Source organism: Deinococcus depolymerans (assembly GCF_039522025.1).
GTDB classification, from domain to species: Bacteria; Deinococcota; Deinococci; order Deinococcales; family Deinococcaceae; genus Deinococcus; species Deinococcus depolymerans.
This window is the reverse complement of the sequence record NZ_BAAADB010000012.1, coordinates 108,495-132,758: the sequence shown is the minus strand read 5'-3', so window position 1 is coordinate 132,758 and position 24,264 is coordinate 108,495. Positions and strand designations below refer to the sequence as shown.

General features: G+C 67.1%; 25 protein-coding genes and 1 pseudogene. 17 read left to right on the top strand and 9 right to left on the bottom strand.

Translation table 11 applies throughout. From position 1 onward, the window contains the following. Positions 1 to 22 precede the first annotated feature (22 nt). Positions 23 to 313, top strand: a complete 291-nt coding sequence (locus tag ABDZ66_RS07905; RefSeq protein ID WP_343757532.1) for a hypothetical protein — start codon at positions 23 to 25, stop codon at positions 311 to 313. A gap of 77 nt (positions 314 to 390) precedes the next feature. Continuing rightward, the gene (locus ABDZ66_RS07900) at positions 391 to 750 is read left to right on the top strand and encodes a hypothetical protein (RefSeq protein WP_343757530.1); all 360 of its coding nucleotides are present in this window, start codon (positions 391 to 393) and stop codon (positions 748 to 750) included. Positions 751 to 908: 158 nt separating this feature from the next. On the opposite strand, the gene ABDZ66_RS07895 is transcribed toward ABDZ66_RS07900, so the two are convergent. Next, positions 909 to 1,799 (bottom strand): DMT family transporter, encoded by an 891-nt coding sequence (locus ABDZ66_RS07895; RefSeq protein WP_343757529.1) that lies wholly within the window; start codon positions 1,797 to 1,799, stop codon positions 909 to 911. Positions 1,800 to 1,937: 138 nt separating this feature from the next. On the opposite strand from ABDZ66_RS07895, the gene priA reads away from it, so the two are divergent. Next, entirely contained in the window at positions 1,938 to 4,463 is a 2,526-nt protein-coding gene (gene priA, locus ABDZ66_RS07890; RefSeq protein WP_343757528.1) for a replication restart helicase PriA, read from the top strand. A 3-nt stretch (positions 4,464 to 4,466) separates the two neighbouring features. Here priA and ABDZ66_RS07885 read toward each other — a convergent pair whose 3' ends face one another. Both ABDZ66_RS07885 and ABDZ66_RS07880 read right to left on the bottom strand, forming a co-directional pair. Next, the gene (locus ABDZ66_RS07885) at positions 4,467 to 6,227 is read right to left on the bottom strand and encodes an ABC transporter ATP-binding protein (RefSeq protein ID WP_343757527.1); all 1,761 of its coding nucleotides are present in this window, start codon (positions 6,225 to 6,227) and stop codon (positions 4,467 to 4,469) included. A 24-nt stretch (positions 6,228 to 6,251) separates the two neighbouring features. Further along, a complete protein-coding gene (locus ABDZ66_RS07880; RefSeq protein WP_343757526.1) occupies positions 6,252 to 6,746 on the bottom strand; it encodes a hypothetical protein in 495 nt (164 codons plus the stop codon). 68 nt (positions 6,747 to 6,814) lie between these two features. Here ABDZ66_RS07880 and ABDZ66_RS07875 point away from each other — a divergent pair, with 68 nt between their 5' ends. From ABDZ66_RS07875 to ABDZ66_RS07845, 7 genes are all read left to right on the top strand, one after another. Further along, positions 6,815 to 7,786 carry a CobW family GTP-binding protein gene (locus ABDZ66_RS07875; protein ID WP_343757525.1) on the top strand — a complete coding sequence of 324 codons (972 nt, stop codon included), beginning with the start codon at positions 6,815 to 6,817 and terminating at the stop codon, positions 7,784 to 7,786. A gap of 256 nt (positions 7,787 to 8,042) precedes the next feature. After that, positions 8,043 to 8,636: a DUF2231 domain-containing protein gene (locus ABDZ66_RS07870; protein WP_343757524.1), complete on the top strand. Its 594-nt coding sequence runs from the start codon at positions 8,043 to 8,045 to the stop codon at positions 8,634 to 8,636. Between the two features lie 247 nt (positions 8,637 to 8,883). After that, a complete protein-coding gene (locus ABDZ66_RS07865; protein ID WP_343757523.1) occupies positions 8,884 to 9,348 on the top strand; it encodes a PaaI family thioesterase in 465 nt (154 codons plus the stop codon). Positions 9,349 to 9,521: 173 nt separating this feature from the next. Continuing rightward, the gene (locus ABDZ66_RS07860; RefSeq protein ID WP_343757522.1) at positions 9,522 to 10,355 is read left to right on the top strand and encodes a LysM peptidoglycan-binding domain-containing M23 family metallopeptidase; all 834 of its coding nucleotides are present in this window, start codon (positions 9,522 to 9,524) and stop codon (positions 10,353 to 10,355) included. After that, entirely contained in the window at positions 10,355 to 10,609 is a 255-nt protein-coding gene (locus tag ABDZ66_RS07855; protein ID WP_343757521.1) for an antibiotic biosynthesis monooxygenase family protein, read from the top strand. The genes ABDZ66_RS07860 and ABDZ66_RS07855 overlap by 1 nt, the downstream gene beginning before the upstream one ends. Before the next feature lie 99 nt (positions 10,610 to 10,708). Then, a complete protein-coding gene (locus ABDZ66_RS07850; protein WP_343757520.1) occupies positions 10,709 to 11,038 on the top strand; it encodes a PadR family transcriptional regulator in 330 nt (109 codons plus the stop codon). Further along, positions 11,035 to 12,216, top strand: coding sequence for a permease prefix domain 1-containing protein (locus ABDZ66_RS07845; protein ID WP_343757519.1), 1,182 nt, complete (start codon positions 11,035 to 11,037; stop codon positions 12,214 to 12,216). Before ABDZ66_RS07850 ends, ABDZ66_RS07845 begins: the two co-directional genes overlap by 4 nt. A 65-nt stretch (positions 12,217 to 12,281) precedes the next feature. Here ABDZ66_RS07845 and surE read toward each other — a convergent pair whose 3' ends face one another. Beyond that, a complete protein-coding gene (surE, locus tag ABDZ66_RS07840; RefSeq protein WP_343757518.1) occupies positions 12,282 to 13,061 on the bottom strand; it encodes a 5'/3'-nucleotidase SurE in 780 nt (259 codons plus the stop codon). Between the two features lie 160 nt (positions 13,062 to 13,221). Here surE and ABDZ66_RS07835 point away from each other — a divergent pair, with 160 nt between their 5' ends. Next, complete coding sequence (locus ABDZ66_RS07835) at positions 13,222 to 13,650, top strand: hypothetical protein (RefSeq protein ID WP_343757517.1); 429 nt, start codon at positions 13,222 to 13,224, stop codon at positions 13,648 to 13,650. A gap of 312 nt (positions 13,651 to 13,962) precedes the next feature. On the opposite strand, the gene ABDZ66_RS07830 is transcribed toward ABDZ66_RS07835, so the two are convergent. After that, positions 13,963 to 15,132 carry a tetratricopeptide repeat protein gene (locus tag ABDZ66_RS07830; RefSeq protein ID WP_343757516.1) on the bottom strand — a complete coding sequence of 390 codons (1,170 nt, stop codon included), beginning with the start codon at positions 15,130 to 15,132 and terminating at the stop codon, positions 13,963 to 13,965. A gap of 222 nt (positions 15,133 to 15,354) precedes the next feature. Here ABDZ66_RS07830 and def point away from each other — a divergent pair, with 222 nt between their 5' ends. Genes def through ABDZ66_RS07810 form a run of 4 tightly spaced genes read left to right on the top strand, consistent with a single transcriptional unit; the run spans position 15,355 to position 17,813 of the window. Continuing rightward, a complete protein-coding gene (gene def, locus ABDZ66_RS07825; protein WP_343757515.1) occupies positions 15,355 to 16,011 on the top strand; it encodes a peptide deformylase in 657 nt (218 codons plus the stop codon). After that, positions 16,008 to 16,961 carry a methionyl-tRNA formyltransferase gene (fmt, locus tag ABDZ66_RS07820; RefSeq protein ID WP_343757514.1) on the top strand — a complete coding sequence of 318 codons (954 nt, stop codon included), beginning with the start codon at positions 16,008 to 16,010 and terminating at the stop codon, positions 16,959 to 16,961. The genes def and fmt overlap by 4 nt, the downstream gene beginning before the upstream one ends. Before the next feature lie 16 nt (positions 16,962 to 16,977). Continuing rightward, positions 16,978 to 17,592 (top strand): LURP-one-related/scramblase family protein, encoded by a 615-nt coding sequence (locus ABDZ66_RS07815; RefSeq protein WP_343757512.1) that lies wholly within the window; start codon positions 16,978 to 16,980, stop codon positions 17,590 to 17,592. Positions 17,593 to 17,627: 35 nt separating this feature from the next. Beyond that, on the top strand, positions 17,628 to 17,813 hold the full coding sequence (locus ABDZ66_RS07810; protein WP_343757511.1) for a hypothetical protein: 186 nt from the start codon (positions 17,628 to 17,630) through the stop codon (positions 17,811 to 17,813). Between the two features lie 3 nt (positions 17,814 to 17,816). On the opposite strand, the gene ABDZ66_RS07805 is transcribed toward ABDZ66_RS07810, so the two are convergent. Next, positions 17,817 to 18,356, bottom strand: coding sequence for an AAA family ATPase (locus ABDZ66_RS07805; protein WP_343757510.1), 540 nt, complete (start codon positions 18,354 to 18,356; stop codon positions 17,817 to 17,819). A 9-nt stretch (positions 18,357 to 18,365) separates the two neighbouring features. After that, positions 18,366 to 18,668, bottom strand: a pseudogene (locus ABDZ66_RS07800) (endonuclease III domain-containing protein); the annotation flags it as partial. A 493-nt stretch (positions 18,669 to 19,161) separates the two neighbouring features. Between ABDZ66_RS07800 and ABDZ66_RS07795 the strand changes: the two are divergent. Together ABDZ66_RS07795 and ABDZ66_RS07790 are read left to right on the top strand one after the other, a co-directional pair. Continuing rightward, positions 19,162 to 19,857, top strand: a complete 696-nt coding sequence (locus ABDZ66_RS07795; protein WP_343757509.1) for a DUF3800 domain-containing protein — start codon at positions 19,162 to 19,164, stop codon at positions 19,855 to 19,857. After that, positions 19,857 to 20,363: a hypothetical protein gene (locus ABDZ66_RS07790; RefSeq protein WP_343757508.1), complete on the top strand. Its 507-nt coding sequence runs from the start codon at positions 19,857 to 19,859 to the stop codon at positions 20,361 to 20,363. The genes ABDZ66_RS07795 and ABDZ66_RS07790 overlap by 1 nt, the downstream gene beginning before the upstream one ends. Positions 20,364 to 20,681: 318 nt before the next feature. Here ABDZ66_RS07790 and ABDZ66_RS07785 read toward each other — a convergent pair whose 3' ends face one another. Both ABDZ66_RS07785 and ABDZ66_RS07780 read right to left on the bottom strand, forming a co-directional pair. Then, a complete protein-coding gene (locus ABDZ66_RS07785) occupies positions 20,682 to 22,094 on the bottom strand; it encodes a recombinase family protein (protein WP_343757507.1) in 1,413 nt (470 codons plus the stop codon). 160 nt (positions 22,095 to 22,254) lie between these two features. Next, entirely contained in the window at positions 22,255 to 24,249 is a 1,995-nt protein-coding gene (locus ABDZ66_RS07780) for an RNA-binding domain-containing protein (RefSeq protein WP_343757506.1), read from the bottom strand. Between the last annotated feature and the right edge of the window lie 15 nt (positions 24,250 to 24,264).

The window sequence follows — 24,264 nt, the reverse complement described above, 5'->3', positions numbered from 1 at the left end:
CGGTCATGGCTACACTCCTGCCATGACCGCCGTGACCAGCGCCCAGAGTGACATCGTGTCCCTCCGCATGAGCCACTGCCGTGCCGAGCACGCTGCCCGGAGCGCCCAGTACCACCTCGCCGTGCTGCACTACCGCACCTGCCTGGAAGTCGCCGAACGCCGCGAGGACTGCCGCGCCGTGGAGTTCTTCGCGCTGAAACTCGCCGGCTGCTACGACCAGATGGGCCTGGGCAGCAAGGCCGCCAGCTTCCGCGCCCTGGCCGACTGCGGCCACCACGGCGGCGATCACGGCGACACCCCCCTGACCGGCTGATCCGCCGCGCCGCGCCGGCAAGAACGGGGAGGCCCCCGGTCAGCCGGCGCTCAGCTTCGCGCGGCACAGTGGGTGGCATGACCAAGTTGCTGACCCGCCTCCTGTTCGTCCTGACCGCCAGCAGCGCTGCCCTGGGAACCGCGCAGGCCGCCACCGTCACCCTCACGCCCGGCCAGACCGCCCGCCTGGGCGACGCGACCGTCACGCTGCTGCGCGCCCAGGACAGCCGCTGCCCCATGAACGCCCGCTGCGTCCGCGCCGGAGAACTGAAGGTCAGTGTCCTGGCCGTGCAGGGCGGCCGCACCCGCCTGCTGCGCCTGCAACTCCCGGCCAGCAGCGGCGACAGCGGCGGCCTGCGCGTCGTGGGGGCCAGCGGCCCGCTCGCCGGGCAACCCAGCCGCGCCCCGCTGACCGTCACGCTCAGCGACGACCGCTGACCCGCCCCTCCCGCCTGTCCGGCCGCGGCTGGTACGGACTGCCGTCTGTGGTGTTGCCAGCCCGGAACCCGTTTCTCTCCTGCTCGCTCTGCTGCGCAGCTCTACGAGTCCGTTCGGATTGAACGGCTTTGCAAGCCATTCCATCGGAGTCCGTATGATCAGGCGGCCGGACGGGCCGGCCACTGCGCCAGCAGCGCGCCCGCCAGGATCAGTGCGCCGCCCAGCACCACGCCCGGTCCCGGCTGCTCGCCCAGCACCGCGCCTGCCAGGATCAGCGTGAACAGCGGCTCCAGCGTGCCCAGCAGACTGGTGCGCGCCGCGCCCAGGTGCCGCACCGCGCCGTACAGCGCAGGCACGGCGACCAGGGTGGGCAGCAGCGCCATGGCCGCGATCACGCCCCACTGCGCCCCGGTGTCCGGCACGCCCAGCGTCCCGCCGCTCGCGGCCAGTCCCGTGAACACCAGCGCCGCCACCAGCGCCATGTGCGCCGTGGCGGCCAGCGCCGGGACGCCCGCCAGCCACCGCTCGCTGGCCAGCAGGTACGCGGCGTACAGCACGCCCGCCCCCGCGCCCAGCAGCAGGCCCGCCGGGTCCCGGTCGGCCGGGCCGGGCAGGCCGATCACCAGCGCCAGCCCGGCCGAGCCGAGCGTCACGGCGCCCAGTTGCGCGGCGCGCGGCGCACGGCCCGACAGCCACGCCAGCAGGATCACGAAGGCCGGCGCGAGGTACAGCAGCAGGCCCGTGGCGCCCGCCGTGACGCGCCCCAGCGCCCCGAAATAACAGATGGTCGCGGCCGTGTACAGCGTGCCCACGCCCAGCATCCGCAGGCGGTCGGCGCGGCGCAGCCCGCGCGAGGTGACGGGCAGCAGCAGCAGGGCGACCAGCCCGAAGCGCCACGCCAGCGCATTGAAGGACTCCAGGCCCGTCTGTGCGGCCAGTTTGCCCCAGACGCCCAGCGTGCTGAACGTCAGGGCCGAGGTCACGCCCAGCAGCAGGCCGGTCCGTACGTTCACCGGGGCGGGAGCGGAGCGGGCAGGAAGCGGCGTCACCCCCGGAGGGTAGCGTCCGGGCGCCGCGCAGCCCCCCACCACACCCAGACTGCGCCCCGACCCCACCGCGCGCGGGTGCCGGTCATGGACGGCGCAGGTCACGGAAGCGGCCGGCCGGGGCGCGCTAGCCTGGGGCGCGTGACGCCGCCCGCCTCCCCCTCCCCGAGCCCGTGGCAGGTGGCCGTGAACCTCCCGGTTCCCCCGTACGATTTCGGCGCGCCGCACGGCTTCACCGGGCCGGTCCCGCTGGGCTGCCGGGTGCTGGTGCCGTGGCGCGGCGAACTGGTCGTGGGCCTCGTGGTGGGCGAGGGCGACCCGCGCGCCGCCCACCGCCTGCGGGAAGCCGCGCACCTGCTCGACGACCCGGCCCGGCCGTGGGTGCCGCCCGCGACCGTGACGGGCGTGCAGGGCTGGGCGCACGACGCCCGCATTCCCGCCGGGCTGATCTGGGGCGACCTGCTGGGCGTCGGCTGGACGGCCGCGTACACCCACATGGTCCGCGCCGTGCCGGGCAGCGACCTGAGCGCCTTCGCGCGGCGCGTGCCCACCGACCGCTGGACGGACGCCGGGGCCTTCGCGCCCGCCCTGCTGGACGCCATCCGCGAGCAGGGCCTGCTGGAGGAACGCTTCACGCCGCAGCCCCGACTGATCAGCGTGGTCGAGGCTCGCGCGCCCGAACACGTCCCGCCCGCCAGCCGCACGGCCACCGTCCTGCGCGCCGTCAGGCCCGCCCCCACCCAGATACCGACGCTGACGCCCCGGCAGGCGCAGGCCGCCGCGTGGCTCGCTCAGCACGGCCCCTGCGACACCCTGAGCGCCTGGGCCAGGGGCGCCGGGGTCAGCGCCGGGGTCGTGACCGCCGCCCTGAACGCCGGGGCCGCCGAGTACACCAGCACCGAACGGCCCCCGCCGCCCGCGTGGGAGTGGCTGCGCGACCACGGCCCGGCCGACAGTTACGCCGCCTGGGCCGCCGGGGCCAGCGCCGCCGGGATTCCCCTGAGCGGCACGCAGGCCGGCACGCTCGCCCTGCGCGGCTGGGCCGACACCGTGCAGGTGCCCGCCCCGCCCCCCGCCCTGCCGGAACCCGCCGCCGCCGCGCCCGACCCGGACCGGCCCGACCGGCTGCCCGAAGCGCCCGTCTGGCGGCTGCACGGTGGCCGCCCCGCCACCCGCGCCGCCACCCTGGCCCCCCGCATCGGGCGGCTGCTGCGACAGGGTCGCGGCGTGCTGGTCCTCGCCCCCGACGCCGCCACGCTGCGGCGCAGCTGGGAGCACCTGAGCGGCCTGGCCCGCACCTGCGGCACGCACGCCGCGCAGATCAGCGGCCAGCTGAGCGAGGCGCAACGCGAGCACACCTGGCAGCTCGTGCAGGGCGGGCACGCGCGGCTGGTCATCGGCAGCGGGCACGCCCTGACCGCGCCGCTGCACGACCCCGCGCTGATCGTCGTGCTGGAGGAGGCCAGCGACGCCCACAAACTCCTGAGCGGCAGCCGCGCCTTCCTGCCCGACGTGGCCGCCCGCCTCGCCACCGCACACGACGCCGCCCTCGCCCTCGTGGGGGCCGCGCCCGCCGCCGAGAGCGTCCCGCACCCCGGCGCGGTCCTCCCACCCCCCCGCGCCCGCGTGCATGTCGTGGACTACGCCAACCCGCCCGAGCAACCCCAGATCGGGCCGCTGTCCGGCACGCACCTCGCGCCCGCCGACATGGGCTACCCCATCAGCCACGACCTCGCCCGGGTGCTGCGGCAGGTGCAGGAACGCGGCCGTCAGGCGGCGCTGCTCGCGCCCCGGCGCGGGTACAGCGCCCTGCTGCGCTGCCCCACCTGCGAACACACCCCCCAGTGCCGCCACTGCGACGTGCCGCTGCGCTTTCACCAGGACACCCGGCAGCTCACCTGCCACCAGTGCGGCTACCACCAGCCCGTCCCGGACCGCTGCGACGAGTGCGGCGACCGCATGTGGAAGGCGCGCGGCCCCGGCACCGAATGGATCACCCAGGAAGTCCGCAAACTCCTGCCGGGCTTTCCGGTCTACCGCCTCGACCGCGACCACCAGGACGACCTGACGCCCCTGATGCGCGGCGAGAGTGGCGTGATCGTCGGCACGCAACTGCTGCTGTCGCACGAGGCCCCGCCCGACCTCGCCCTGATCGGCGTGACCCTGGCCGACACGTGGCTGAACGTCAGCGACTTCCGCGCCTCAGAGCGCTACCACCGCCTGCTGCGGCAGCTCGCCGAGTGGCACCCCACCCGCGCCCCCATGACGGTCGTGCAGACCTTCCAGGCGGACCACCCCGCCCTGAAGGTCATGGTGGACGGCCGCGACACCCTCGCGTACCCCGCCGCCGAGGAACGCGCCCGCGCCGCCCTGAACTACCCCCCCCACGCCCGCCTCGCGCAGATCGAGATCAGCGCCCGCGACCAGCACAGAGCGCAGGCCGCCGCGCAGGACCTCGCCGACGCCCTCCACGGCGCCGGCGCCACCGCCCACGAGGTCCTCGGGCCTGCGCCCAGCCCGGTCGCCCGCGTACGCGGCGTGTACCCCTACCACCTCTTCCTGCGTGCCCGCAACGACACCCGCCTCGGCGAACTCCTGCGCATCCTCGACACCCGCACCTGGAAAGCGAAGATCAGGGTGGACGTGAATCCGAGGGGCGGGCTGTAGGGCTCAGCCCGTCACCTCGGGTACAGGTTCGCCGCCCATCTGGCGTTCCAGCGTGGCGTACGCGCCGCCGCGTCTGCGGAGGGTGTCGGGGTGGCCGTCCTCGACGATCAAGCCACCTGCCAGGACGATGACGCGGTCGGCGGTGCGGGCGAGGCTGGGGCGGTGCGTGACGATCAGCGCGGTGCGGCCGCGCGTGAGTTCGTCCAGCGCGGCGACGACCTGGGTTTCACTCTCGGCGTCGACGGCGCTGGTGGGTTCGTCGAGCAGCAGGAGGCTGGGCCGGGCCAGCAGCGTACGGGCGATGGAGAGCCGCTGGCGTTGCCCGCCGCTGAGTCGCACGCCGCGTTCCCCCACCACGGTCTGGAGGCCCTCGGGGAGGGCGTGCACGAAGGTGTGGGCGTGCGCGGCGCGCAGGGCCGCCTCGACCTCGGCACCCGAAGCGTCCGGGCGGGCGTAGGTGACGTTGTTCAGCACCGTGTCGTGGAACAGGAAGGTGTCCTGCGCCATGACGGCGGCGTTCTCGCGCAGGCTGCGCAGCGTGAGGTCGCGCAGGTCATGCCCGTCGAGCGTCACGCGCCCGCGTTGCGGGTCGAAGGTACGGGTGACGAGGGCGAGGAGGGTGCTCTTGCCCGCGCCGCTCTCGCCGAGCAGGGCGACGCGCTGCCCGGCCGGGACGTGCAGCGTCACATCCCGCAGGATGGGCCGGGCCGGGTCGTACCCGAAGGTGACGCCCTCGAAGCGCAGGTCGCCCTGCACGGGCTGCGGCAGGGGCCGCGCTCCGGGCCGGTCCTGCACGGGGACGGGCGCGTCGAGCACCTCGAACACCCGCCGTCCGCTCGCCTCGGCCCGCTGGAGCAGGTCGCCGATGTTCACGAGGTCGTCGATCGGGCCATAGAAGTACCGCCCGCACCCCCGGTACGCGAGGAGGCCGCCCAGCGTGAACTGCCCGGCCATGATCAGCCACGCGCCGCCGCCCAGCATGATCACGTTGCCCAGGTTCCCCACGAAGCGCGCGCGGGGGAAGGCGCGGTTGCGGATGGTGACGGCCTTCACGCCCTCGGCGTACAGCTCGTCGCCCAGGGCGCGGATGCGCTCGGCCTCGGCGTCCTCCCGCGCGAAGCCCTGCACCACGCGGATGCCGCTCAGGCGGTCGGCGATCAGGGCGCTCAGGTCGCCCAGGCGGGCGCGCGCCGCGCGGTACGCGGGCCGCACGGTGCGGGCGTAGCGGCGCAGCATGAACGCCACCGCGATCATCGGAATGGTTGTCAGGACGCCCAGCAGCGGCTGCAACGCAATGAAAATCCCTATCACGCCCACCAGCCGCAGGGCGTTCGCCAGCACGGCGTCCGTGCCGCGCACCAGCACGTCCTGCAACGCGTCCACGTCGCCCGTCACGCGGGCCAGCAGATCCCCGGTCCGCTGCCCCTCGAAGTACGCCGCCGACTGCCCCTGCAACTTCCCGTACAGCGTCAGGCGCAGGTCCCGCGTGAACGCCTGCCCCGCCCGCTCCAGCAGCAGCCCCCGCCACGCCGACAGCACCTGCTGCGCCGCGAACACCCCCACCAGCACTGCCAGCTGCCCCCCGATAAACACCCAGTCCCGTTCCGGAATGCCCTGATCCACCACCCGGATCCACACCAGCGGCGGGTACAGTTCCGCCGCCACACTCAGGGTCAGCAGCAGCAGGCCCAGACCCACCGTGCGGCGGTACGGACCCAGCAGACCGTACAGGCGGCGCAGAACAGACGGGGAGGGGGCAGGCATACGGGCGAGGATACGCGGCGAAACTCAGGGCGTCCGGGCGACAGCACGCACTTCCAGCCAATCCTGCAACTCCGGATGAAGAGGTCTTGGCAGGAACTCTGCCAGTTGTGCGAGGAACGCCAAGACATTTCTGACTCGTCCCAGCTGACGGATCGTGGCGCTGTCCTGACGCCGCCAGTCTGGGAACAGCACCTTGAGCTCCTCGGGCGTCCAGGGGATCAGCTTCAGTGCGTCAGCGGTCAACACCTGTGCATCCAGAAGCGGATGCCCATCCTGCGACCCAAACCGGGCAATCATGAGGAGACGAATGGACAGCGGCTCCCGCCAGCAGTCCGGGCAGGCTGACACCAGCGCAAATGCTGCCTCCGCCCAGACCAATGCCTGCTCTCGCTCTGTATCGCGGGCCTTGCTGTAGAGCTGTTCCCACATGTGCAGGACGTCGTTGATCCAGATCTGCTCTCCGGCTCTAAGCGCGTTCATCATCTCGTGTGCCCGCGCGAGCAGTTCTGCATCCGTCACACGTTCACTGTACCGTCAGGGCTACCCCGTCCCATTTCCCGCGCCGATCACCCCGTATCCTGCGCGGCATGACTGTGCCCGCTGACCGCCCTGATGAACGCATTCCGGTGATTGTGGTGGGTGGGTTTCTGGGTGCGGGGAAGACGACGCTGGTGAATCACCTGATCCGGTCGTTGCCGCACCGGCTGGGTGTGATCGTGAACGAGTTCGGCGCGCAGGGCGTGGATGGCAGCCTGATCGAGCGGCTGCAGGACGACGTGACGGAACTGACGGCCGGGTGCCTGTGCTGCACGGGGCGGGATGATCTGCTGCGGGCGCTGGTGACGATTGCCATGCGTGAGCAGAAGCCGGACGCGGTGATCGTGGAGTTGAGTGGCGTGGCGGACCCGACGCCGGTCCTGACGACGCTGCTGGAACGGTCGGTACGCGCGGCGTTCCGCGTGACGACGCTGGTGGCGGTCGTGGACGCCCGGCACGCCCTGCAGACGCTGCGGGAGCATCCGGAGGCGGCGCGGCAGCTGGCGTACGCGAACGTGGTCGTGCTGAACAAGACCGACCTCGCCGACCCGGCGCTGCTGGATCACGCGCAGGGCGTGCTGCGCGGCGTGAATCCGCTGGCGGAGATCAAACGGGTGGAGCGGGGTCAGGTGGACGCGGACGCCCTGCTGGCCCGCGACGACTTCGATCCGCGCGTGCTGGACGGCGTGGACGCCCGCGCGGCGCACACGCCGGGCCTGAAGTCGTTCACGCTGCGTGCGGACCGGCCGCTGGACCCGTACCGCTGGCAGCGGTTCATGACGGAGTTCCTGCTGTCCCGCCCGGCGGAGGTCCTGCGGGCCAAGGGGTTCCTGGACCTGTTCGGGTACCCGCAGCGGATCCTGTTCCAGGCGGTGCGGGACCTGTTCACGGCGGACGCCTGGGACGCCGGGGACGGCACGTCCGAACTGGTGGTGATCGGGCGGGGCCTGGACCGCGCGGAGTTCGAGGCGGCGTGGGAGGCGTGCCTGACGCCGGACCCGGCGGACCTGATCCCGGACTGATACGGACTCCGATTGAATGGCCTTTGCGGCCCATTCAATCCGAGCGGATGCGACTCGGAGAGCTGCTGCGCAGAGAAGGAGAGAAACGCCCCTCCGGACGTGGAGTTGACAGATCGGTGGTGTTCCGATCTGTGAACGAAACAAACGGCAGTCCGTATGACACCGGGGCCGGGCGGGCATGAACGAACCTGAAGTCGCCTCGCACGCGCGGCGGGGTGGGGCGGGCCTACGGTGAGGACCTCACAGGAGGTCTTGCATGCTGAACCCGAACCGGATCCGGCCACCCGCCCACGTTCCGCCTGCCCACGTCATGGAGGACGCCGTCAGTGACCACGACGCGCTGGAAGGCGTGGCCGACACGCTTCAGACGCTGCTGCGCGGCGCGGAGGCGACCCTGCCGCCCGGCGTGACGGACGCCCTGCACGGCGAGTGGCTGGGGCACCCGCTGCACCCGATTCTGGTGCACCTGCCGCTGGGCGGGTGGATGATCGCGGCGGCGCTCGATCACCTGCCCGCGCGGTCGCCGGGTGCGAACGACGCGGCGGCGGACCGGGCGCTGCTGCTGGGCACGCTGGGCGCGGTGGGGACCATCGCGACCGGCTGGGCCGACTGGTCGAACACGCGTGGGCAGGCGCGGCGCACCGGCCTGATTCACGGGGCGCTGAACGAGGCGGCGTTCCTGCTGAACGTGGGGTCGCTGCTGGCGCGGCGGCGTGGGCGGCGCGGCCTGGGGAAGACCCTGTCTGGGGCGGCGCTGGGCGTGGCGGTCGCGGGCGGGTTCCTGGGCGGCGAACTGGTGTACCGGCACGGGCTGGGCGTGGGCCGCACGCTGGCGCACCGGCAGGGCTGAGACGGACTCCGATTGAATGGCTTTATAAGCCATTCAATCCGAGCGGATGCGACTCGTAGAGCTGCTCCGCAGAGTAGGAGAGAAACGGATTCCGGACGTGGAGTTGACGACCCGGTGCCGTTCCGGGTTTCCAACTTCATGCCCGGCAGCCCGCTGCTGCTCCCACCCTGCGGAGCAGCTGTCCGGGTCGCTTCGCTCGGAGGCCGCATGACCCACTGGCGCGGGCCGGGGGCGGTAGCATCCGGGCATGACGCTGCACCCGGACCTGCTGTTCCCCACCGCGCATGAACTCGACACGCTGACGCCCGAGGCGCTGGCGGGCCGCATGAACGCCCTGCAGGGCACGCTGGGCGCGCGGATCGGCATCGAGTTCCTGCAGGCAGGCCGCGAGCGGCTGGTGGCCCGCATGCCGGTCGAGGGAAACCGCCAGCCGGCCGGGCGGCTGCACGGCGGCGCGAACCTCGCGCTGGCCGAGGAACTGGCGAGCGTGGGGTCGTGGCTGAACCTGGACCCGGCGCGGCAGGTGGCGGTCGGCGTGGACCTGAGCGGCACGCACGTGCGCGGCGTGACGGACGGCTGGGTGACGGGCGAGGCGGCCCTGGCGTACCGGGGGCGCAGCATGATGGTCTGGACCATTGAGATCCGCGACGAGCGGGGGCGCGTGACCAGTCTGGCGCGCTGCACCTGCAACGTGATCGCCACCGGTGCCTGATACGGACTCGGCTTGAACGGCTTACAAAGCCATTCAAGCCGAGCGAAGCGAGTGGGAGAAAACCGGGTTCCGTCTCTGTTCTCCGTTCGGGCGGAGTCCGGAGGGGACCGAGACCTTCCCGGTGAGGGGTTCCTGGCAGCGGCGCCGGCGGGTGCAGCGCTATGCTGCGCGGCGTGAGCGGAACAGGTCGGGTGTGCGCGGCGCTGCTGGCGCTGCTGGTGGCAACAGCGGACGCTTCGTCGTACCGGGTGCAGCCGGGCGACACCCTGAGTGGCATCGCGGCGCGCGCCGGGGTCAGTGCCGCGCAGATCCGCGCGGTGAACGCCCGGTTGCGCGGCACGGATCAGGTGCAGGCCGGGTGGGTACTGACCCTCCCGGACCGGACGCTGCCCGCCGGGACGCACACCGTGAAAAACGGTGAGAACCTGTCCGTGATTGCCGCCCGGTACGGCCTGAGCCTGGGCGCCCTGCTCAGCGCCAACCCTGCCTACCGGGACGGGAAGGCCCTGTGGACCGGGGCGCGCCTGACCATTCCCGGTCGCAGCGCGGCGCCCGCTGCGGCCCCGGCAGTCCGGCGTGGCGGGGCCACGGTCCGCGCTGCCAGTTCGTCCGGCAGTTCCGGCGGGTGGCTGTGGCCGGTCGCGGGGTATCACGGGGTCAGCAGCGGGTACGGGCCGCGGGTGCTGGACGGCGTGCGTGAGGATCACCTGGGCGTGGATATCGTCGCGCCGGTCGGCACGCCGGTCCGCGCCGCCCGTTCGGGCCGCGTGCTGGAATCCCGCCCGGACTTCGACCGGGGCTGGGGCTGGACGGTCGTGCTGGAACACCCGGACGGCTGGATCACCCGGTACGCGCACCTGAGCGCCAACCTCGTGCAGAAGGGCGAGCTGGTCGTGCGGGGTCAGCCGGTCGGGCGGGTCGGGAACACGGGGCGCAGCACGGGGCCACACCTGCATTTCGGCACGTACCTGCGCTGGGATCCGCGCGATCCCCTGAGTCTGTACTGATGCCCGCCCGGGACCGCGTTCCGGCCGCCTGCGTCCACTACGCCGAGGGGAAGGGCGAGGCGGCCCGCGCCGCCCTGCACGCCTTCCTGGACGCGCTGCCGCAGTGTCCGGGGTTTCTGGGCGCGGAGTTGCTGCTCTCCCCCGCTCAGCCGGAGTTGACGCTGGTGGCGAGCCGCTGGGCCGGCCAGGTGCCGCCCCTGCCGGTGCCGAACGGCGTACGCGCCTGGGTGTTTCAGGTGCAGGCGAGCCGCTGACCACACTCGCCCTTGCATTCCGATGCCCCTCGCTTTACGATGCCCCTACCACCAGCATCGCCAAGCGAGGTCACCGCGCGTGACCCCGGAAGGAGCCCCATGGACGCCCAGCAGCTCAAAGGTCACCTCGACCTCCTCCTCCTCGCCACCCTCGAAACCGGCCCCCGCTACGGCGGCCAGATCATCGCCGACGTCCAGGCCGCCACCGACGGCCACTTCGCCCTGCGCGAAGGCACCCTCTACCCCGCCCTGCACCGCCTCGAAAAACAGAACTTCATCCGCGGCGAATTCCAGACCCTCCCACGCGGCGGCAGCCCCGTCAAGGTCTACACCCTCACCCCCACCGGAAAAGCCGAACTGAAAGCCCAGCGCGAAAAATACGAACGCTTCACCCGCGCTGTCCGTGGCGTCATCGGCGGCCCGGCATGAACCGCGACCAGTTCATCCGCCACGCCACACGCGGCCTGTGGGGCACCAAAAAACGCGACGCGGCCCTGGAACTGCGCGGCGCCATCGAGGACAAGATCTACCGCCATCAACTGTGCGGCATGGACAGCGCCGACGCCGAACGGGCCGCCCTGCGCGACCTGGGCAACCCCCACGCCATCGCCCGCGACCTCAGCGGCGTCCACACCGCACCCGCCGCCATCCGGGCCACCCTCCTGCTGGGTGTGGCCGGCCTGCTGAGCTTGCAGGCCGTGGCGCAGGTCAGCGCCGTGCAGTCGACTTTTTTGCCGCAGGACACGGACCCGCAGACCTGTGCCATCAGGACGGGACAGACCGTTGCCGGGCAGAATCCTGTCGCGCAGCGGCTGCTGGAGCAGGCAGGCGGCGTGGAGGGCCTGCGTGAGCAGTGCCGGACCGGCACCTTCGCGGTGTACGGCCCTCTTCTGAGCGTGACGGACCTGCTGGCGGCCCTGAAGTCGGCGCGTGTTCCGGTGAACGCCTATGCAGGTCCTCGCGTCCTCACGCTGAACGGCGGCGTCACCGGGACCGTCCCGCAGGTCTCCTTCCAGATCGAAACGATGAACGGCCAGCAGTACCTGCCGAGCATGTTCCTGACGACTTTCCTGACCTCCGTGACGTCACAACCGTTCAGCTTCACGGGCCTCACCAACCCGGTCCTGACCATCGGCGCCGCCCGCATTCCCATCGGGACCGCGCAGGCACCGGTCCGGACGGTGGACCTCATTGCCAACGGACTGACAGGGGCGCGCCGGACGGACACCTCGCTGCCCATTCCCGTGAATGTCCTCCCGCAGAGCACCCGCCAGCCCGCCGATCCTGCCGCGCCGCAACTGGCCGTGCCGGGCAAGGACGGGGAGGTGTTCGCAGTGGTACAGAACATCCTGCGGCTGAATCAAAAGGCCTTCAACGGTGGGGATCAGCCGGAAACGCTGTGGGTCCGGGCGCGGCAGAACGGCCGGATCGCGTTCACGGACGAACTGACTCCGAACGTGCGGCTGGTGAACTCGCAGGCGGAACTCGATCAGGCGACGGCACGGGGCGTGAAGGCGGCGGTGGTGTACCGCGTGAACACCGCGAACCTTCAGCGCCCGGCGCTGACCGTCGTTCCGGCGGCGCAGGTGCGGGTGGTGCAGCCCTGATCGGCCTCCTGATTCGCTAGGGGGGACGTGAGCTTCGGCCCACTCCCCCCTCCCGTCAGCTGCCCTTACAGCTGCGGGACGTACCCGGCCAGTTCGCCCAGCAGGTCGCGGGCGGTCAGGTCGATGCGGACGGGCGTGACGCTGATCAGTCCGGCGTCGACGGCGCCGTAGTCGGTGCCCTCGTCGTGGGCGTCGGGGGCGGTGCTGGTGCCCGCGACCCAGTGGTACTCGCGGCCTTCGGGGTCGTGGCGGGTGACGATGCGGTCTTCCCAGCGGTGCTCGCCGACGCGGGTGACGCGCACGCCGCGTGGTGGCAGGGCTGGGAAGTTGACGTTCAGCAGGGTGCGGGGGGGCAGGCCGCGCGTCAGGACTTCCTGGGCGAGGCGGGCAGCGTACGCGGCGCCGGGCGCGAAGTCGTACTCGCCGGCGGGGGTGGCCTGCTGGCTGAACGCGATGGCGGGAATGCCGAGGCTCATGCCTTCGATGGCGGCGGCGACGGTGCCGCTGTGGGTCAGGTCGTCCCCGAGGTTCGGGCCGAGGTTGATGCCGCTGACCACGAGGTCCGGCTGGCCGGTCAGGTGGACGCCCAGCACGACGCAGTCGGCGGGCGTGCCGTCCACGCGGTACGCGGGAATGTCGCCGAAGCCCGCGCTGGCGGTGTGCTTGAAGCGCAGGGGCCGGCGGATGGTGATGCCGTGCCCGACGGCGCTCTGTTCGACGTCGGGGGCGCTGACGGTCACGTCCGCGAAGGTGCTCATGGCCTGCGCCAGGGCCTTGATGCCGGGGCTGAAGATGCCGTCGTCGTTCGCGACGAGAATCCGGGGGCGGGGGGCGGGGTTGCTCATGGGGTCAGCGTAGCGCGCCACCTGTCATGACCGCGCCCCGAGGGGGGGTGGGTGGCGCGGCGGGAGCGGCGTATGGTGGGTCATGCGAGGCGTCAGTGGAGACGGAACGGAGCGGAGACCGGTGCGGGGTGGGCCGGGTGTGGGGGGCGGGTCGCGGGTCGTGCGTTCCCTGATCGCCGGTTTCCTGATGGCCGGCTGGGTGGCGGGACTGTCGGGCGTGGGGGCTGCGCAGGGGCAGGGACCGGCCTTCCTGCCGAACGTGGAGGTGACGCGCGTTCCGGGGGGCGCGGCGGAGGTCCGGCACCTGTGGTGCGGCGCGGCGGGCCGCGCGGACCTGCAGGCGGCCCTGACCCTTGAGAGCGCCGGTCCGCTGGCGTATCAGGTGGCGGCCCTGCACACCAACGACGCGGCGCACGCCCTCCTGATGGCCGGGCGGGACGCGCCGCAGGTGCGTGGGTTGTACACCCGTTACGTGGTGCAGGGCTACCCGGTGGGCCGCGTGACGCTGGCGGGGCTGCTGGGCACCTGGAAGTTGTTCGGTCTGAAGTTCGACTGGCAGGGCGCCACGTACCACTGCCAGCTGGGATGAGGGGCAGCGGCCCCCGGTGGGGCGGATTCCGTCTGGTTCGTCAACGAGCCGGTACGGCGCGGGGTTGTCCCGCCCGGACCCCGTGTCTCGCCTGCCCACCTCGCCCGGGTTGAACGCTGTTATACGGATTCCGTTTGTTTCGTTGACAGATCGGAACACCACCGATCTGCCAACTCCACGTCCGGAGGGGCGTTTCTCTCCTCCTCTGCGGCGCAGCTCTCCGAGTCGCATCCGCTCGGATGGAAGGGCCGTTGCAGCCCATTCAATCGGAGTCCGTATTACACCCCTTGCAGCCGGAGTCGGCAGTCCGTATTACTTGCCCTGCTGTGCGAGTTTCAGGTAGTAGGCGCTGCTCCTGTCGGTGGGGTCGAGGGCCACGGCCCGCGCGTACGCCTCGGCGGCGCCCGCGTAGTTCTTCGCCTCGTAGCGCACGCGGCCCAGCCACGCCCAGGCCTTCGCGTAGCGTGGGTTCTGCTGCGTGGCCGCCTGGAAGCCGGTCTCGGCGGCCGCTTTCTCACCGGCCGCGTACTTCTGGTACGCGGCCCGGTAGGTCTGCACGACGCTCAGGCCGTACTGCTGCGCCTCGGTGGCGAGGGTCAGGTTGAACCTGTCGGCGGCGGTGGGGTTCGGCAGGGCGTTCAGGGCCGTGTAGGCGTCCAGCGCGGCCTGGGTGTTCCCGAGTTCCAGGGCCAGCCGGCCGGCCTCGCGGTGCGCCTCGGTGAAGTTGGGGGCGCTGCGGGCCGCTTCCTGGAAGCCGGCGAGGGCCTGTGTCTTTCGGCCGGCGTCGCGGTCGCCGTAGGCGCGGCTGAAGGCGCGGGTGGCGGCGGGGCCGTACCGTCCGGCGCTCTGCGCGAGGCCCTGGAAGTACGTCAGCGTCTTGTCGGCGGGGTTCAGGGTGAGGGCGCGGGCGTACAGGGTCTGCGCCTGGGTGTAGTTCCCGGCTTCCAGCGCGGTGCGGGCGGCCCAGGTGGCGCACGGGGCGCTGTCCGGGTCGAGTTGCAGGCAGCTGGCGAAGAACTTCGCCGCCTCGTCCGGCTGGTTGCGGGTGTACGCGGCGTACCCGAGGTTGTACTGCACGGTGGCGGCCACCCTGGCCTCCGGGCCGGTGGTCGGCGCGGCGCGGAAGTACGCGTTCCAGGCGAGTTCCGCCTGCCGCCAGAAGCCGACCTCGGTGTAGATCTGCGCGCGGAGTTTCAGGTAGTCGGGGTTGCCGGGCGCGGCGGCCACGGCGGTCTCGGCGGCGGCCGCCGCCTGCTTCCAGAGGGGTTGGTCGATGTTGGCGCTGCCTTTGGGGTAGGCGCTGCGGGCCTTGAGGGTCAGGTCGCGGGCCTCGGCGGCGGCCTGCGCGGCACCCTGACCCTGCGTGAGCAGGCTGGTGGGGGCGGGCGTGGCGGCGGGGGCGGTCTGGGCCGGTGTGGTCTGGGCGCTGGCGGGGCCGATCAGGGCGGCAGTCAGGGCAAACAGCAAAGGGGTGCGGTGCATGGGTCTCCTCGGGGCGCGGCCGGGTACGGCGCGGGCATGAGAACGGGAACGCCGGAACGGACGGTCATTCTAGGCAGCCGTACCTGACCGGCAGGAGCAGAGTTCCGTGAGGGGCCGTTCATGCTCCGCGCCGGCGCGCCGCCGGACAGCACCGCGCCCACAGGCCGGACCGGAAGCGGCGGCAGGATCAGGGAGCGGCGCGTCTGGTAAAACAGAGGCATTGTGACGGACCTCGATTCTCCCCGCGTGTACCCGCTGCGCCTGTACGGCGACCCGGTGCTGCGCCGCAAAGCCAAGCCCCTGCAGGCCACCGATACCCTCACCGTGCCGGGCTTCGATCCTCAGACCGTGCGGCAGGTGGCGAACACCATGCTGGAGACGATGTTCGAGGCGCGTGGCGTCGGCCTGGCCGCCCCGCAGATCGGGCTGCCCGTGCGGATGTTCGTGGCCGTCGAGTACGAGGACGACGAGGAGGAGAACGAGGGCGGCGACGACAACCTGCGCTCGCGGGTGCTGCGTGAGTTCGTGATGCTCAACCCGGTCCTGAAGGTCATCAACAAGAAGAAGGACCGCTCGTACCAGGAGGGCTGCCTCAGCATCCCCGGCATCTACGAGGAGGGCGTGCCGCGCGCCCGCGCCGTGCAGGTCAGCTACACCGACCTGGACGGCATGGGCCGCGTGATCGAGGCGGACGATTACCTCGCGCGGGTGTTCCAGCACGAGGCCGATCACCTGGACGGTGTGCTGTTCCTGGACCGCCTGCCGGCCGAGGTGACCGAGGACTACCGCAAGGAACTGCTGGCCATCGGGCAGAAATCCCGCGCGTTCCTGAACGACCTGGCCGCGCACGAGCAGCGCCGCCGCGCCGAGCGCGCATGACCGGCCGCCCGCCGCGCGTGGCGTTCTTCGGGTCGCCCGCGTTCGCCCTGCCGGTCCTCGAAGCGATCCGCGAGCGCTTCGAGGTGGTGCTGGTGGTGGCGCAGCCGGACAAACCGGTGGGGCGCGGCCTGAAGCTCACGCCGCCGCCCGTCGCGGCCCGCGCGGCCGAACTGCGCCTGCCGCTCGCGCAACCCACGAAACTGCGCCGCAACCCGGATTTCGAGGCGACCCTGCGGGACTCCGGCGCGGACGTGGCCGTCACCTGCGCGTACGGGAAGATCCTGCCCGCCAGCGTGCTGGAGGTGCCCCGGTACGGGTTCCTGAACACGCACACCAGCCTGCTGCCCGCGTACCGGGGGTCCGCGCCGATCCAGTGGGCGATCATCAATGGCGAGACGGTCACCGGCACGACCATCATGCAGACCGACGAGGGCATGGACACCGGCCCGGTGCTGCTTCAGGAGGCGCTGCCCATCGCGCCAGGGTGGACCAGCCTCGAACTGGCGGACGCCCTGAGCGCCCAGGCGTCGCGGCTGATCGTGCAGGCCCTCTCCGACCTGGACGGCCTGCAGCCCACCCCGCAGGACGAGACCAGCGCCACGCACGCACCCATGCTGACCAAGGAGGACGGCTTCGTCCGCTGGACCGACACCGCCGCGCAGATCGTGAACCGCTCCCGGGGCGTGGCCGCGTGGCCGCAGACGACCGCGTTCCTGGGCGGCGCCCGCCTGAAACTCGGCGGCCTGAGCGTCACGGCCGGTTCGGGCCAGCCGGGCGAGGTGCTGGGCGTCACGGAAGGGGGCCTGACGGTCGCCGCGCAGGAGGGCGCGGTGCTGATCCGCACCGTGCAGCCCGAGGCGCGCAAGGCGCAGGCCGCCCACACCTGGGCGCAGGGCGCGGGCGTGACGCGCGGCACCCGGTTCGACCTGTGGGAACCGACCCAGCGCTGAGGCCGTACCCGGGGGCATGAGCCTCGCCTTCCCCCTGACGCTGGAATTCAAGTTCAGTCTCTTCACCGAACTGCGCGTCACCGACGCACGCGGCCAGCTCGTCGCGGTCGTGAAGGAGAAGACCTTCAGCGTCCGCGACGAGGTCCGCATCTACCGCGACGAGCAGAAACGGGTGCAGACCCACCGCATGAAAGCCAGGGGCTTCCTCGCGGGCGCACTCGACTGGAAGGCGTCGCGCCTGATCGAACGGATGGACGGCACGCCCGTCGGCGCCCTCCAGGCGCAGGGCATGCGGACCCTGTGGGCCGCCGGGTACGACCTGCTCGGCCCGAACGGCGAACCACGCTTCGCCATCCGCGACGATCACCCCTGGCTGGGCCTGATCGAGGGCGCGCTGGACGCCATTCCCTTCGTCGGTGACTTCATCGCGATGGGCTTCGACTACCTCGTGAACCCCACGTACACCGTCACCGGCACGAATGGGCAGGCGGCGTACCGCGTGCACAAGAAACGCAGCTTCATGGCCCGCCGCTTCACCGTCGAGGAGTTGCAGCCGCGCGCCGGGCAGGACGACGAACTGGTCCTGATGGGCCTCATCCAGCTGATCCTGCGCGAACGCGAACGCGGGTAAACATGAGCATTCCGGATCGGCTGGCGTACCTTGCCATGGTCGCCTTTTTGGAGGCCTACTACCAGCGCACCGGTTCTGACGAGATCGGTGCGCTCCTGGGCGACCTGCAACTCGACAGCGTAGATGAGCCCTTCGACCCAGCAGTTCTTCAGGACTGGACCGACGCCGTGGCGCGAGCACGAGAAGACGGCGAGGCGCTGGCCCGCGCGCACCTGGGCTGACGCTCAGCGGGGCTGGACGCCCGTGGCGTGCAGGATGGCGTCCACGGTCTCCTCCACCGTCAGGCGGGTGGAGTCGATGACGTGCCAGCCCGTCTTCGGGTGGCGTTCCAGTTCATCGTCCACGAACGCGATGGCCTGCTCCAGCAGGGGGCGGAAACTGTCCCCGTCCGTCCCGCGTGCCGACAGGCGCGCCAGTGCCGCTGCCCGCTGGGGACGCAGCAGCACGAGGTGCAGGTCCGGGCCGAGCACCCGCGCGTAGTCCGCCTCGGGGTGCGCCCCGAACCAGAAGTCGTCCAGCGCGGCGGTAAACCCGCCCCGGGTGTACGTGCGGGCCATCAGCGCGGCGGCCTCGTGCGCCAGCGCCAGCTGGGCGAGCAGTTCGTCACTGAACTCGAAACTCATGTCCACCAGTCCGGACACGACCATGTGCCGCACGTCATCCACCGGGATGTGCACGCCCCGCGTGAAGCGGCGCATCAATGCCTGGGCGACGGTGCTCTTCCCGGCGGCGGGCGGACCCATGATCAGGAAGGTGTCGCGCATGGGGCGAGCCTACCCCTTCCAGGCGGGCACCCCATCCCCGTACTGCGCGTGGGCGTCGCAGCGGGACCGCAGGACGCACGCGCCGCACTTCGGGTCGTACCACGAGCAGACCCGCTGGCCGTGCCGCAGCAGGTTCACGTGCAGTTCGTACAGGAACGCCGGGTCGGGCGGCAGGAGCTTCAGCAGCGCGCGGTGCGCGGCCTGCTCCCCCATCTTCGGGATGGCACCCACCCGGGTCGTGACGCGGTGAACGTGCGTGTCCACCGGGAAGACCGGGCGGGCGAAATTGAACAGCAGCACCAGCGTAGCTGTTATTCAGCCACAGCAGATTTACCCAAGTAACTTTGTGGATAAACCACGAATGTGCGATACCGGTCGATCTTTCGATGCTTCAAAAATAGGATTCCGACCTGACGAAATTTGACACACATATCGTACGTCGATCGGGGTTTGACCCAAGGAGGTACAACATATAGACTCTTGGTCAGAGTTGCCGTGTGGTAACGCTTCGCAGGACAAGAGATAAGTCCGGTACCCTTGTAAGAGGGATTTGAGTCCGGCACGGTCGCGCCACGGTTTCAGTCCGATGCTCGTCTAGCGGAGATTTCGCTCTTTACATCAGCCTTCCTACGAAGGTATGAGTGAGGTGTTTCTCCTGTTTAGCAGTCAAGCCGTTGGTTACAGCAATCTAGTTTCAACTCAGCCGCTTCTTTTGGCTCTGCTCAAAAGAAGACAAGTGCCGTCCACCAAACCAAGAATACCACCCTCTAGGCATCTGCAGGACGACATGCTGTATAATTACAGAATGTCCCTGTATAACGTCTACTGCGACGAAAGTTGTCATTTGGAGAATGACGAGAGTAGCGCGATGGTTCTTGGTGCTATTTGGTGCCCGTTTGAGCACGCCCCTGAGGCAAATAAAAGAATAAGAGAGATAATTAAGCACCACAACATGTCTACTGATTTCGAAATCAAGTGGTCCAAAGTCTCTCAGGGCAAGATAGATCTGTATCTTGATTTAATTGACTACTTCTTTGATAATTCCAATTTAAGCGCACGCTTGCTAGTAGTTCCTGATAAAAAATCTATAGATCATGCAAGATTTGATCAAACTCACGATGATTGGTACTACAAAATGTATTTTACCATGCTTAAAAATATAGTAACACCTAAAGATGAGTTTAATATTTTTATAGACATCAAAGATACAATTGGTTCAAGCAAGATAGCAAGACTCCATGATGTGATTAGTAACAGCATATATGACTTTGACAAAAAGGTTGTCAGAAAAATCCAAACAGTGAGATCACACGAAGTGGCCATACTACAATTAGCAGATCTCATAATTGGCGCAGTTGGCTATAAAAACCGAAAACTATCGACCAGTTCAGGCAAGATGAAAATAATTGACCGTATTATTGAGAGATCGGAGTACAATTTAAAATCCAGTACTCTGCCTACCGAGAAAAAATTTAACTATTTTATATGGAGAGCGGGTTAATGCCGCACCTCAATTTAGCCACTAGAGAACGTTTGCCCACAGAGTCAGTTGAAGACTATATAGAAAACTACGTAAAGCCGGAATACGAAGCGCTTAAGGAAGCTGGAATCTGTCTTGGTGGCAAGCCTCTAACTTTTAGGCGTCAGCCCATACTCCAAAATATGGAGGCGGGCTTGGAGCATATAGTCACCGAGTTTAAAGGCAAGCCGGGAAGACAAAGCGCCGTAATAATGGATGAACGGTGCGCGTGCATAAGCTGGATCAAGCAGATTTTAGAGAATTTCAATCATTGCGAAAATATTATTTGGTATCGTGAGGAGCGCAAAAATGTATTAGACATGGTGATAATCCTTGCTGAGAATACCGATGGACCACCGTTCAAAATCGTTCTGAGTCCTCGCTCTTCGGGCTGGCTTCTGGTAACCGCCTATCCCCTTCGAGCCGGTCGACTTGCAAAAGCACGCCAGGCCCATGCAGATTTCGTAATTCAGCTTGCTCGAGCATGACGCAAAAACTGGCGGCGCCCTCGCAATGAGGACGCCGCTGATCGCTCCTTCTACTCGTGGCAGATGAGGTACTGAAATAATAACATATTTACGCAAATAGTCAAATTTTATTACGTCCTGAGCATAATTACCGACACAGCCGAGAAATTTTAGCCTTATCGGCGCCAAAAAAGATCTGCCCTTGACATAATTAACCAACGCCCATCCCACCGTTGACTAAACAGTGCAATTTCGCTAAATAGGATTTAGGCTACAAATAAGATACCCCCAGCGCAAGCCAGGCTAGGGGCTTTCAACTCAAGTGGTCCGACCGATCAGTTACAACGCAAACGGACGAACGGACCGCAGCGCGACGCCGTCGTCCCCTATCTGGAACGTGACGTCCAAGATGTCGAGGAGTTCTGCTAGGGCTTCGTTCGTGCTGGCGCACACGGCCTCTGCGAGGTTCGTCAGGTCAGGCAGGTCGGAGCGGATGGGCGTGCTCACTGGCGGGATAGCTTCCCGCTGGGCCATGAGTTCGGCGCGCAGGGTGCGGTAGTCGGCGTAATCGATGGCGCCGTCCAGTTGCATGCGGGCCAGTGCAGTCAGGCGGCGCTCCACGTCGGCGCGCTCTTCAGCGTGTGGGTCTGTGGCTGCCGGCAGTCCGGTCAGGACATGGAGGTGCGCGGGATCACTGGGGCCACTGAGGTACGTGGCGAGCAGGGCGCGCGCCTGGTCGGCGATCTCTTCGGCGGTGTACCAGTTGCGGGTGCTGCGGCCGTTACTGGGGCAGGTGTCGCTGCCACGCACACGGGGGTAACAGGTGTACGCCCGGCGCCGGTTGTGCGTGGGTTTCACGGCAGGCCCGGCACCCTGATCGCGGCCCTGCAGCGGTGTCCCGCAGGCGCACAGGAGATGCCCGGTGAGCGGAAACTTGTCCGGGCGCTTGTGCGCGTGGTTGGTACGGGCGTCGCGCTGAGCGGCCTGCCACACGTCCTGAGTGACCAGCGCGGGCGCGGGAATGCGGATCCATGAGGCGGGCTGGTCGGGCAGGACGGTCTGCCGGTAGTTCATGTAGCCCTGCCAGTACGGGTACTGAACGATGCGCCGCACCTGGGGCACCTGCCAGCGGCCGCCACGGGGACCGGTCAGGCCCTGGGCGTTCAGTAGTTCAGCAGTCGCGTTGTACGGCGCCCGGCCCTGGCTAAAGATCAGGCGAACGACGTCGGCGTCTGGACTCTCAACGAGGCGGCCATCCTCGCCGCGCATCCAGCCGGTGGGAAGGCTATCGCTGGCGTGCGGGTAGATGCCCTGCCGCGCTGCCTCGAGTCGACCGGCTTCCGTGCGTTCTCGGGTCTGTTCGACTTCCAGTTCGGCTAGGGCGGCCAGGATGGTGAGCATCAGGCGGCCTGCGCTGGTTTCCGTGTCGATGTGCTCGGTGAGGCTGACCAGTCGCGCGCCAGCTTCGCGGATCTGCCCGATAATGCTGAGCAGCTGAATGGCCCCGCCACGGCCCAAACGGCTGAGGGCGTACACGATGACCACGTCACCGGCCTGCAGGTCGCGCAGCAGCTGGGTGAGGGCAGGGCGGTCGTCGCGCTTGCCAGAGAGTCCCGCATCTGGGTACAGGCGGGCGCCTTCCAGGCCTTCGTACCGGCACCAGGCCAGGGCCTTTTCTCGCTGGGCGTCCAGGCTGAAACCCTTCTCAGCCTGATCGGCGGTACTGACGCGCAGGTAGATACGGGGCGTCATATTGAGATCGTCGAATGGAATGAAGCTAGGTCAAGTGATCGTGGCTCTGGACCTATGAGGCTGAGAGGAAGCTGCCAGACATGTTCCCGGCAGTCGTCCTGGTTCCGCTGGAAGACGCTGTCCAGGTTCCACTTGGCTGGGATCTCAGCGCAGGACTTGCTCATGATTGAGTTTTGCGAGCTCGGTAGGCTTGTCTTGGATGCTTGGGCTTGTCGGGGTATTTAAGTTCAAGAATTCCAGATGTCACCATCTGAGTGATGTATCTGAGTCGCAGAGCCTCAGGGTTGCGGCCGAGAAGTTGGGCAAGAGCTCCCAGAGAAATGTAGTCCTGAGCGGCCTGGAGTATTTTTTCTTCGGTGGCTTTGGTGTTCAGAAAAGTGGTTAGGTCCGCTTCCACCTGTTGAGGGAGTGGGGAGCTCGGGGATCCATGTTGGATGTCCAATGTTGGATGTTGGATGTTGGATGTTGGAAGCTTGGTTTGTTCTGCCACGTACTCAGGTGAGGCGATGGGCATAGGCCCCTTGACAGATGCCATTTTGGCGTCTGGGAGATCGAATAGAGATGGAGGGGTATCAACTGCCTTGGACCTTACCTCTTTTCGACGTTTGGTAGTGTTGGCCTGAACAGTAGAAACATGCAGTGGCGTAATCGCTTTGCGTCCGTCTGCTACCTGATAAGTTGTCCAACTAGAATTCCACTGACGAATGAGAAGACCTCGATCCACCAAGCGGTTCAATCGATCAGTGATCGCCCGTGGGTGTTCATTGTCAAAAGTCTGTTGAAGTCGTCGATTATGAATCTCGCCCTCATATTCGGCGATTGCTAAAAACATTCTATCTATATCCTCAAGAGCATCCAGCTTGTTGCCTAACTTATTCCTAAGGCTTTGCATAGTCATATCTGGAAACATGCCCACCATATGCATCTCCAAAGATACTGACTCGGGCTGTACAGACTCATTTAGAAGGGGTTTAGTCCAATGTTGGCTACTCCAAGCACTCAAAATTCGAGGAATGCCGGAACCGGCTTTATCGCCAGAACCGATGAGCTGAAACATGACTTGGAGTTGGAGGTTGCGGCAATCGCTTCTACCTCCACGCATTACTTGTTCCCGCGGAAGACGTAAACCGCCAGGATTGGTAAAACTAAAGCCGTCATCCTTTTTGAGGATCACGATGCCGCCACTGACGCTATAGTCGGTGTGGATAAGTGAATTTATGAGGGCTTCGCGCAATGCTTCGTGCACAGGCGTAACGTCAATTCTCTGTTTGCCACCTTTTATCTGAAACGGAAGTTTCAAATCGGACGTCAATTTGGGATAGACTTTTCGCGCAAAATCGTAAAGATTGCCGGACCAAGTCCCATTGGGGATTACGCGGTCAGACCACCGATCCGGCGAACCGGTCAAATCTCTGTAATCAACATTATACGTAGGCACGGCCTCAAGAATGCTTCGCCATTTTCCAAACATCAGGATGCCAGCTAATGTTGGTCCATCCTCTTTTGTTTCTCGATCGTTACGCCAAGCGCCAAGATTGATTAGAAGTTGCTTGTCATTCTCACTTAGCCATGGATGGGTATTGTCTGTTGATCTAAACTCATTCCTGTACGCACTAATACTAGGCAAATCAAAATCATTCATTGAAAAATTTTTTAGTATACTGTCATCCCTGGTATCGTTTACCGAGTCTGCCATCATTCGCTTTACTTCTTGATCGTCGATTTCGAAATCGCCGTCGTTGTTACGTCTATAAGTGTTACCGAGTGGATTACCATTTAGGAAGACTGGTCTTGAGCGCCTGTTTGCGCGAGGCACTTTGATAACAATCAAAGATCTCTCTGATCCCATGTCTACTAAATTGATACTATCATCATTTAGCAGACATACACTTACCTTATTCTTATTATTTATTATATTCCAAAAGTCAGATAGGACTTTAGTGGTATTTTTAATACCATTTCCCTCTAGCGAGCCATCTCTATTTTCCTTGATGCCTAAAACTATTGTACCGCCGCTGGTGTTAGCCATTGCAGAATAGGTTTCCCATACGCTATTCGGCAACTCGCCATCCCCATCCCGCCCTGCCGCGATCTTTGCTTCAAATTCGTAACTTTCGCGTAAATTTTTTATGTCGTCCAGGGTTTTAATGTCCATTTTTCACCGTCATCA

What these genes read in the sequence shown, in the direction of transcription:
- ABDZ66_RS07830 (WP_343757516.1), bottom strand. Translation starts at nt 15,132, where the DNA reads ATGCACCGCACCCCTTTGCTGTTTGCCCTGACTGCCGCCCTGATCGGC.
- ABDZ66_RS07900 (WP_343757530.1), top strand. Translation starts at nt 391, where the DNA reads ATGACCAAGTTGCTGACCCGCCTCCTGTTCGTCCTGACCGCCAGCAGC.
- ABDZ66_RS07905 (WP_343757532.1), top strand. Translation starts at nt 23, where the DNA reads ATGACCGCCGTGACCAGCGCCCAGAGTGACATCGTGTCCCTCCGCATG.
- fmt (WP_343757514.1), top strand. Translation starts at nt 16,008, where the DNA reads ATGACCGGCCGCCCGCCGCGCGTGGCGTTCTTCGGGTCGCCCGCGTTC.
- ABDZ66_RS07785 (WP_343757507.1), bottom strand. Translation starts at nt 22,094, where the DNA reads ATGACGCCCCGTATCTACCTGCGCGTCAGTACCGCCGATCAGGCTGAG.
- ABDZ66_RS07790 (WP_343757508.1), top strand. Translation starts at nt 19,857, where the DNA reads ATGCCGCACCTCAATTTAGCCACTAGAGAACGTTTGCCCACAGAGTCA.
- ABDZ66_RS07885 (WP_343757527.1), bottom strand. Translation starts at nt 6,227, where the DNA reads ATGCCTGCCCCCTCCCCGTCTGTTCTGCGCCGCCTGTACGGTCTGCTG.
- ABDZ66_RS07850 (WP_343757520.1), top strand. Translation starts at nt 10,709, where the DNA reads ATGGACGCCCAGCAGCTCAAAGGTCACCTCGACCTCCTCCTCCTCGCC.
- ABDZ66_RS07870 (WP_343757524.1), top strand. Translation starts at nt 8,043, where the DNA reads ATGCTGAACCCGAACCGGATCCGGCCACCCGCCCACGTTCCGCCTGCC.
- ABDZ66_RS07855 (WP_343757521.1), top strand. Translation starts at nt 10,355, where the DNA reads ATGCCCGCCCGGGACCGCGTTCCGGCCGCCTGCGTCCACTACGCCGAG.
- ABDZ66_RS07805 (WP_343757510.1), bottom strand. Translation starts at nt 18,356, where the DNA reads ATGCGCGACACCTTCCTGATCATGGGTCCGCCCGCCGCCGGGAAGAGC.
- ABDZ66_RS07810 (WP_343757511.1), top strand. Translation starts at nt 17,628, where the DNA reads ATGGTCGCCTTTTTGGAGGCCTACTACCAGCGCACCGGTTCTGACGAG.
- ABDZ66_RS07845 (WP_343757519.1), top strand. Translation starts at nt 11,035, where the DNA reads ATGAACCGCGACCAGTTCATCCGCCACGCCACACGCGGCCTGTGGGGC.
- ABDZ66_RS07795 (WP_343757509.1), top strand. Translation starts at nt 19,162, where the DNA reads ATGTCCCTGTATAACGTCTACTGCGACGAAAGTTGTCATTTGGAGAAT.
- ABDZ66_RS07875 (WP_343757525.1), top strand. Translation starts at nt 6,815, where the DNA reads ATGACTGTGCCCGCTGACCGCCCTGATGAACGCATTCCGGTGATTGTG.
- surE (WP_343757518.1), bottom strand. Translation starts at nt 13,061, where the DNA reads ATGAGCAACCCCGCCCCCCGCCCCCGGATTCTCGTCGCGAACGACGAC.
- ABDZ66_RS07815 (WP_343757512.1), top strand. Translation starts at nt 16,978, where the DNA reads ATGAGCCTCGCCTTCCCCCTGACGCTGGAATTCAAGTTCAGTCTCTTC.
- ABDZ66_RS07780 (WP_343757506.1), bottom strand. Translation starts at nt 24,249, where the DNA reads ATGGACATTAAAACCCTGGACGACATAAAAAATTTACGCGAAAGTTAC.
- ABDZ66_RS07865 (WP_343757523.1), top strand. Translation starts at nt 8,884, where the DNA reads ATGACGCTGCACCCGGACCTGCTGTTCCCCACCGCGCATGAACTCGAC.